Source organism: Kitasatospora sp. NPDC048722, assembly GCF_040650235.1.
Taxonomy (GTDB): Bacteria; Actinomycetota; Actinomycetes; order Streptomycetales; family Streptomycetaceae; genus Kitasatospora.
The window spans coordinates 32,271-39,029 of the sequence record NZ_JBEZGX010000073.1 but is presented as its reverse complement, the minus strand read 5'-3'; the positions used below and the strand labels follow the sequence as shown (position 1 = coordinate 39,029).

Genomic DNA, 6,759 nt, shown 5'->3' with positions numbered 1-6,759 from the left:
CTGCGCGACATCGCCGAAGGCCGCGAAGTCGGCGACACCACCACCCTGACCGATGCCGCCGTGATGACGTCCATCCAAGCGCAGCTGACCGACGGAACCGACAAGGACTGAGTACCTTTCAATCTGAAGTTGCAGGTCGCCGGCTGGGGCGGGGTTGCCCATGCGGGCCGGCGCCCACGACGATCCCAATCTGCTCCGGCAGTCCTTCCGCTCCTGCGCAAGGTGATCTGGATGGTCCCGGGATTCACCGTCGAGGGGTACTTCGACCGGCTGCGCGAACTGGACGCCCAAATCCGCACCGGGGGACCGTTCGTCGCGCACTCGGCCCGCTTCCTCAGCGAGGCCCGGAAGGCCTGAGCCCGGAAGCCTGAGCCCGGAAGCCTGAGCCCGGAAGCCTGAGCCCGAATGGCCTGAGCCCCGAAGGCCCGGGCCGGCGAAGGGGGCACGCCCGGCGGCCCCGGTCCGTCGCAGGACCGGGGCCGCCGGGCGCCGGCGTCACGAGAGGCCGACGAGGTCCAGGTACGAGTCGCTCCACAGGTCCTCGTCGCCGTCCGGGAGGAGGAGGACGCGGTCCGGGCGGAGGGCCTCGATGGCGCCCGGGTCGTGGGTGACCATCACGATCGCACCCGGGTACGTGCCGACGGCGCCCAGGACCTCGGCCCGGGAGGCCGGGTCGAGGTTGTTGGTGGGCTCGTCGAGGAGGAGCACGTTGGCGCCGGAGTGGACGAGTCCGGCCAGCGCCAGGCGGGTCTTCTCGCCGCCGGACAGGACGCCGGCGGGCTTGTCGGCGTCGTCGCCGCTGAACAGGAACGCGCCGAGCACGCGCCGCAGTTCGCCGTCGGTGAGGGCGGGGGCGGCCAGGGCGAGGTTGTCCCGGACGGTGAGCGCCGGGTCGAGCGTGTCGTGTTCCTGGGCGAAGTAGCCGAGCCGCAGCCCGGGGCCGGGCACGACGCGGCCCGAGTCCGGGGTCACGTGCCCGGCCAGGATCCGCAGCAGGGTCGTCTTGCCGGCGCCGTTGAGGCCGAGGACGACCAGCCGGGAGCCGCGGTCGACGGCGAGGTCCAGGCCGTTCAGGACGGGCCGGCCGCCGTAGGCCTTGGCGAGGCTGACCGCGCCGAGCGGCATGCGGCCGCACGGTTCGGGCTCGGGCAGCCGGATCCGGGCGACGCGCTCGGCCTGGCGGACGGGCTCCAGGCCGGCGAGCATCCGGTCGGCGCGGCGGGCCATGTTGCGGGCGGCGGTCGCGGTGGCGACGTTGGCCCGCATCTTGTCGGCCTGGGCGTTGAGCGAGGCGGCCTTGCGCTCGGCGTTGGCCCGCTCGCGGGCGCGCCGGCGCTCGTCGGCCTCGCGCTGGGCGTGGTAGGCCCGCCAGCCGGTGTTGTGGACGTCGATCGTGGCGCGCTGCGGGTCGACGTGGAAGACCCGGTTGACGGTGTCGGCGACCAGGCCGATGTCGTGGCTGATCAGCACGAGCCCGCCGGGGTGGCCGGCCAGGAAGCCGCGCAGCCAGGTGACGGAGTCGGCGTCGAGGTGGTTGGTGGGCTCGTCGAGCAGCAGGGTGCCGTGGTCGGCGAACAGGATCCGGGCCAGTTCGACCCGGCGCCGCTGGCCGCCGGACAGCGCGCCGACCGGGCCGGACATGACGCGGGTGGGCAGCCCGAGCCCGGCCGCGACCCGGGCGGCCTCGGCCTCGGCCGCGTAGCCGCCGCGCGACTGGAACGCGGCCTCGGCCCGTACGTAGGCGTCCATCGCCCGCCGCTCGGCGGCCGGGCCGTCGGCCAGCGTCATCGCCTCCTCGGCGGTGCGCAGGGCGCGGACGGCGGCGTCGAGGCCGCGGGCGGACAGGATGCGGTCGGTGACGGTGACGGCGGGGTCGGCGGCGCGGGAGTCCTGCGGGAGGTAGCCGACCGCGCCGGTGCGGGTGACGGTGCCGGCGGCGGGCGCCAGCTCGCCGGCGAGCGTGGCCAGCAGGGTCGTCTTGCCGGCGCCGTTGCGGCCGACCAGGCCGATCCGGTCGCCGGGGGCGATGTGCAGGCTGACGTCGGACAGGAGGAGACGGGCGCCGACGCGCACGTCGACACCACGGGTGGTGATCATGGGATAACGCTCCGAAACAGCGAACGGACACACGGGTGGCGTGGAGGCGGGTCCGTCAGCTAGGAAATTCGGGGCGTAGACATGGGGCCGAGGGTACCCGGGCGGGCGGGAGCCCGCATCCGAATTAACGGCGGCAGGCCGGAGCCGGCTCACGGCGGACGCCATTTCGGCCACGGCGCCACGTGAATGGCGCACAAGGCCTCCTTGTCCCGTGCGCGCCCGTATCGCTTCCATGGCGGCATGAGCCGACGAGACCTCGTTCTTCTGACCGACCACGGCTCGACCGAGGGCACCCGCGATGCGATGGCCACCGCCGTCCGGAAGCTGACCGGCCGGGAACCCGTCCCGGTGGACGCGCGGCACTTCATGACGGACGACGCCGACGGGCTCGGAGGCACCGGCCGCATCAGGGCCGGCGGCGACGGCCTCGTACGGCTGGAGACTGACGGGCGCGTCGTGACCACGGACACGGTGGTCGTCTACGAGATCCCGCCGCACCGGCGCCCCGCGTTCGCGCACTGCCAGCGGCTGCTGCGCGTGCACGGCGTCCGTTCGCTCGGCACCGACGCCGCAGCCTGGCGCGCGGCCACGGAGAAGGACGTCACGGTGGCCTGCTTCGTCCGCGACGGCGTGCCGCACATGCCGACGATCGCGCTGTCCCGGCCGAGCCCGGAGGCCGCCGCCGAGGCGTTCGGGCGGCTCGGCGGCGACGTCTGGGCCCGGCCGTGCGTGGGCATGGGCGGCGACGACGTCTTCCACGTCACCACCCGCGCCCAACTCGACGCCGTCGCACGGCACTACGCGGACGCCGGCGCGGACTGGCTGATCGCCGGGGACGCCCGGAACTTCACCGCCGACGGGCAGCGCCACCAGTACCGGGTGGTCGTCCTCGGCGGCCGGGTCCTGCGCGCGACGGAGCACGTCCAGGCCGACCCGGACGCGCCGTGCAACGAGATCCAGGGCGCCGTCTCCACGACCCTGGACGTCGACGAACTGCCACCGGGCATCGCCGAGCTGGCGGTCTCGGCGACGAAGTCCCTCGGCCTCCCGTTCGCGGGCGTCGACCTCGCCGCCGAGAGCGGCGGCGTGGTCTTCGAGGTCAACGTCCACCCGGCCTTCGAGCGGAAGCAGGGGGTGGACCAGGTCGCTGTCCCGTACGTCGCGGCCCACCTGGAGGACTGAGTCCCCTCCGGAGCCACCTCCGGAGCCATCTCCGGAGTCAGCTCCGCAGGATCGCGCCGAGGAGCGCCGGGCGGAACAGCACGGTCGGCGGCGAGACCAGGGACATCACCTCGTGGAAGGCCGCCGTGACCGCGGTGTTGCGGGTCGCGGCGGCGAGGACCCTGTCCAGGAAGGCGTGCTGGACCTTCATCATGGGCCCGGACGGCCCGCCGGTGGTCGCGGCGAAGCGGGCGTCCTCGGTGCAGGACATCACCCAGGCGTTCTTCGACACCGCCGCCACCCCGCGCCTGGCGTCGCGTGCGGCGGCGTGACCGATGCCGCCGTGCCGCAGCACCGCGCGGCGCAGTTCCCGGGCGCTCAGCAGCGAGACCGTGATGCCCTGTCCGTACACCGGGTTGAACGTGCAGAGGGCGTCGCCGATCGCGACGAGGCCCTCCGGGGAGCGGCGCTCGTAGTGGCGGCGCACGCCCGGTCCGGGGACGAAGCCGCGGACCTCGCCGGCGGGCTCGGCCTCGCGCAGCGCGTCGCGGATGGCCGGGTCGCGGAGCCGGGCCAGCTGGCCGTCGAACCCGGCCTCGCCCGGCCCGGGTTCGGCGCCGCGCATGCCGGCCAGGCTGACGATCCAGCGGTCCCCCTCGACCGGGAGCAGGACGCCGAGGCGGGGCGCGTCCGGGGCCTTGGTCTGCAGGTAGATCGCCTTGCAGCCGAGGTCGCCGGCGCCGGCCGGGCGGTGGAAGAGCCGCGAGGTGTACGTGACGCCGGCGTCGACCCGCTCCTCGGGCACCGGCGCGCAGCCGAGCTCCGCCAGCCAGCCCGCGACCGGGGTCGAGCGGCCGGTCGCGTCGACGACCATCTCGGCCGGGATCTCCTGGACTCCGGCGCGTTCCGGGCCGCGCTCGCGGACCTTGACGCCGGTCACCGCGCGGGCCGAGCCGAGCAGCCCGACCACCTCGGTGCCCTCCAGGAACTCGATCGACGGGGCGGCGCGGACGCGGTCCAGGATCAGCTTGTCCATCACCGGCCGTGTGCAGGACAGGAAGGCCACCTGGGCCGGGTAGTCGGCCATCCAGCCCGCCGAGCTGAGCCAGCGCAGATCACCGGAAGCGGCGACCCGGGTGGCACCCGCGTCCGTCAACTCCTGTTTGATGCCGGGCATCATCTCCTCCAGCAACCGGTGCCCGGCCTCCAGCACCAGGTGCGCGTGCCGCCCCTGCGGGACGCCCGCGCGGAACTGCGGCTCCGCCGGGTAGCGGTCCCGCTCCACCACCACGATCCGCTCGGCGTAACCGCGCAGCGCCCAGGCCGCCACCGTTCCGGCGAGTCCGCCGCCGATCACCACCGCCGTGCCCCGCCCGGGGGCCGTCTCCGAAGAAGTCATGCGACGTAGCGTAGTTGGGCGGTGGTGCGCGCGTAACGGATCGGTGGTGTGAACGGGCGCTTCTGGGGCGCCTGTTGACGCGCGCCGGATCGCCGCCGAGTGCCCCCGGGGCGAACCACGGGGAAACGGTCGTGCAGGTACCGGGCTCGTACGGGTCGTGCGGCTGCCCCGCTCGTTCGTGCGGTTGGCCCGACAGGCGGGCGCTCCTCCTGGCCCGGACACCGCTGGACCGCAGACGTCGCCTGCGCCCAAGGGGCGGCGGCGCTAAGAAGTCGTCAAGATCGGCGTCCGGCGGTGCCAAGGAGGCGTCAGGAGGAGTCTCATCGTCGACGGCGCGGAAACAGCGTCGCTCGGCGGAGAAAGACCGGTTCCGCGCGGGCCCCGAAGGGGAGGCCCCGCGGACCGTACAACGGGGAAGAGGACGTACGGTCATGACGACGGCGGCTAAGGGCAGAACGGCCACATCCAAGGAGGCCGCCTCAGCGGGCGCCTCGGCAGGTTCCGCAGCGGGCTCCGACCCCGGGGAGGGCAGTCCAGCGGCCGCGCCGCCGAAGCCCGCCGCCCCCCGCGTCCCGCACCACCTCCCGACCGGCCTCGGCCACCGCCTCCGGCAGAGCGCCCGACGGATGGGCGGCCGGGCCTACTGGACCACCCCGCGCCTCGTCCGCGGCCTCACCGCACTGAGCCTCGCCGCCCTGCTCGGCCTCGGCGCCACCGCCACCGGCGTCCTCGGCGGTGCCCGCGAGGGCACCGACACCATCGGCCACGGCGCGGCCCCGCAGGCGACCCGCGCCGCCGACCTCTACTTCGCGCTCAGCGACATGGACGCCCAGGCCGCCAACCTGCTGCTGATCGGCGCCGACCCGGACTACACGGCGCTGCACAGGACCACCCTCGACACCTACGAGCAGCGCCGTGCCCAGGCCGACGACGACCTCCAGCAGGCCGCCCAGGCCGCCGCCGACGACCCGGCTTCGCAGCGCGCCGTCCAGCGCGTCCTCGGCGAACTCGGCAGCTACGAGGCCCTGGTGGCCCGCGCCCAGCTGCTGGAGGACCAGGCCAAGGCCCCGGCCGGCAAGCCCTCCGAGGAGGCGCTCGTGGCCTACCGGCAGGCCACCGACCTGCTGCGGCAGCAACTGCTCCCGGCGGCCGACCAGGTCACCGCCGCTAACGAGGCGGTCGTCGACCACGTCTTCGCGCAGCAGCGCTCCGACCTGAACAGCGGCTGGTGGCAGCTGGCCGCCGTCGGCCTGCTCGCGCTCGTCGCGCTGTTCGCGCTCCAGCGGACGCTGGCCGCGCGCTACCACCGCGTCGTCAACCCGGCGCTGGCGGCCGTCACCCTGCTGACCGGCATCGTGCTCGCGACCGGTCTGCACCTCGTCTCCAGGGCGGACGGCAACCTGGTGACGGCCAAGAGCAACGCCTACGACTCGGTGATCGCGCTCAGCCGGGCCCGCGCCGTCGCCTTCGACATGAACGCCGACGAGAGCCGCTACCTCACCGACCCGGTGCTCGCGGCCACGTACCAGCGGACCTACCTGGAGAAGAGCCAGTCGATCGCCCGCCTCGACGGCGCGACCATCACCGACTACGAGGGCCGGCTGGAGACCGCCGCCGCCAAGCACCTGGCCGACCGCTCGGTGCCGTTCGGGGGCTACCTCGGGACGGAGCTGAACAACATCACCTTCCCCGGCGAGCAGGACGCGGCCGAGCGGGTGCTGGCGGCCTTCCAGTCCTACCAGCAGGTGGACCACAAGATCCGCGTCCTGCACGACGCGGGCCGGCTGAAGGACGCGGTGACGCTCAACACCGGTCTCTCGAAGGGCCAGTCCAACTACGAGTTCGACCAGCTGAGCAAGGCGATGGGGGACACCATCGACGTCAACACCCGCGCCATGGACACGGCCGTCGCCGACACCGACGACGCCCTCGACGGCACCACCGCGACCCTGGCCGGTATCGTCCTGGCGGCGGCGCTCGTCCTGGTGGCCGTCGGCGTCCGCCCCCGCCTGCGCGAGTACCGCTGACACGTCCGGACGAGGGCCCGGTGACGCTTCGTCCGTCATCGGGCCCCTCGGCGTGGACACGCCGGAGGGACTCCG

General features: G+C 74.3%; 4 protein-coding genes and 1 pseudogene. 3 read left to right on the top strand and 2 right to left on the bottom strand.

What is annotated here, in order from left to right:
- Window positions 1–198: 198 nt before the first annotated feature.
- Window positions 199–357, top strand: a pseudogene (locus AB0C76_RS35905) (SAM-dependent methyltransferase); the annotation flags it as partial.
- A 138-nt stretch (window positions 358–495) separates the two neighbouring features.
- Here AB0C76_RS35905 and AB0C76_RS35900 read toward each other — a convergent pair.
- Window positions 496–2,097: an ABC-F family ATP-binding cassette domain-containing protein gene (locus tag AB0C76_RS35900; RefSeq protein WP_359973768.1), complete on the bottom strand. Its 1,602-nt coding sequence runs from the start codon at window positions 2,095–2,097 to the stop codon at window positions 496–498.
- Window positions 2,098–2,337: 240 nt separating this feature from the next.
- Between AB0C76_RS35900 and AB0C76_RS35895 the strand changes: the two genes are divergently transcribed.
- Window positions 2,338–3,279, top strand: coding sequence for an alpha-L-glutamate ligase (locus AB0C76_RS35895; RefSeq protein WP_359973766.1), 942 nt, complete (start codon window positions 2,338–2,340; stop codon window positions 3,277–3,279).
- 37 nt (window positions 3,280–3,316) lie between these two features.
- On the opposite strand, the gene AB0C76_RS35890 is transcribed toward AB0C76_RS35895, so the two are convergent.
- Window positions 3,317–4,657, bottom strand: a complete 1,341-nt coding sequence (locus AB0C76_RS35890) for an FAD-dependent oxidoreductase (protein ID WP_359973765.1) — start codon at window positions 4,655–4,657, stop codon at window positions 3,317–3,319.
- A 626-nt stretch (window positions 4,658–5,283) separates the two neighbouring features.
- Between AB0C76_RS35890 and AB0C76_RS35885 the strand changes: the two genes are divergently transcribed.
- Window positions 5,284–6,684 (top strand): hypothetical protein, encoded by a 1,401-nt coding sequence (locus tag AB0C76_RS35885; protein WP_359973763.1) that lies wholly within the window; start codon window positions 5,284–5,286, stop codon window positions 6,682–6,684.
- Window positions 6,685–6,759 lie beyond the last annotated feature (75 nt).